Genomic DNA, 1,565 nt, shown 5'->3' on the forward strand with positions numbered 1-1,565 from the left:
CGCCCGCCGATGGTCACCTCCGGCCTGCGCATCGGCACCCCGGCGCTGGCCACCCGCGGCTTCACCGCCGAGGACTTCACCGAGGTCGCCGACGTCATCGCCCAGGCCCTGAAGCCCTCCTACGACGCGGAGGCACTCAAGGCCCGGGTCAGGGCACTCGCCGACAAGCACCCCCTGTACCCCGGTCTGAGCAAGTAGTAGTTCCCCGGTGGGGGCACCCGACGATGTGTGCCCCCACCCTTTTTGAGGAGTTCCCGTGGCCATCTCCGTCTTCGACCTGTTCTCGATCGGCATCGGCCCGTCGAGCTCCCACACGGTCGGCCCGATGCGCGCCGCCGGGATGTTCGCGCGGCGCCTGCGCAACGAGGCGCTGCTGGAGTCCGTCGCCTCGGTCCGCTGCGAGCTGTTCGGCTCGCTGGGCGCGACGGGACACGGCCACGGCACGCCGAAGGCGGTGCTGCTGGGCCTGGAGGGCGACTCGCCCCGGACGGTGAACGTCGAGACCGCCGACGACCGGGTCGAGTCGATCAAGTCCGAGCGCCGCCTGTCCCTGCTGGGCGAGCACGAGATCCCGTTCTCCTTCGACGACGACCTGATCCTCCACCGCCGCAAGACCCTCCCCTACCACGCCAACGGCATGACCATCCGGGCACACGACACCCAGGGCACGGAACTGCTGGCGAAGACGTACTACTCGGTGGGCGGCGGCTTCGTCGTCGACGAGGACGCCGTCGGCGCCGACCGCATCAAACTCGACGACACGGTCCTGAAATACCCCTTCCGCACCGGCGACGAACTGCTGCGCCTGACCCGCGAGACCGGCCTGTCCATCTCCGCGCTGATGCTGGAGAACGAACGCGCCTGGCGCACCGAGGAAGAGATCCGCGACGGCCTCCTCGACATCTGGCGGGTCATGCAGGCCTGCGTCTCGCGCGGCATGTCCCGCGAGGGCATCCTCCCCGGCGGCCTGAGAGTCAAGCGCCGCGCCGCCACCACCGCCCGCAAACTGCGCTCCGAAGGCGACCCGCAGGCCCTCGCCATGGAGTGGATCACCCTCTACGCGATGGCCGTCAACGAGGAGAACGCCGCCGGCGGCCGGGTCGTCACCGCCCCCACCAACGGCGCGGCCGGCATCATCCCCGCCGTCCTGCACTACTACATCAACTTCGTGCCCGGCGCCGACGAGGACGGCGTCATCCGCTTCCTCCTCGCCGCCGGCGCCATCGGCATGCTCTTCAAGGAGAACGCCTCCATCTCCGGCGCCGAGGTCGGCTGCCAGGGCGAGGTCGGCTCCGCCTGCTCCATGGCCGCCGGCGCCCTGGCCGAAGTCCTCGGCGGCTCCCCCGAACAGGTCGAGAACGCCGCCGAGATCGGCATGGAACACAACCTCGGCCTCACCTGCGACCCCGTCGGCGGCCTCGTCCAGATCCCCTGCATCGAACGCAACGGCATGGCCGCCGTCAAAGCCGTCACCGCCGCCAAAATGGCCATGCGCGGCGACGGCTCCCACAAGGTCTCCCTCGACAAGGTCATCAAGACCATGAAGGACACCGGCGCCGACATGA

Annotated in this window: 1 protein-coding gene and 1 pseudogene; both read left to right on the forward strand. The window is 69.9% G+C overall.

Annotated features, from left to right (window positions below):
* Nucleotides 1-198 (forward strand): annotated as a pseudogene (locus ICC28_RS39895) (serine hydroxymethyltransferase); the annotation flags it as partial.
* A gap of 58 nt (nt 199-256) precedes the next feature.
* The coding region (locus tag ICC28_RS39900; protein WP_188293774.1) for an L-serine ammonia-lyase at nt 257-1,565 on the forward strand (1,309 nt) is incomplete at its 3' end.

Origin of the sequence: Streptomyces sp. TRM68416, from assembly GCF_014596915.1 — a bacterium.
In the GTDB taxonomy this organism is placed as follows: domain Bacteria; phylum Actinomycetota; class Actinomycetes; order Streptomycetales; family Streptomycetaceae; genus Streptomyces.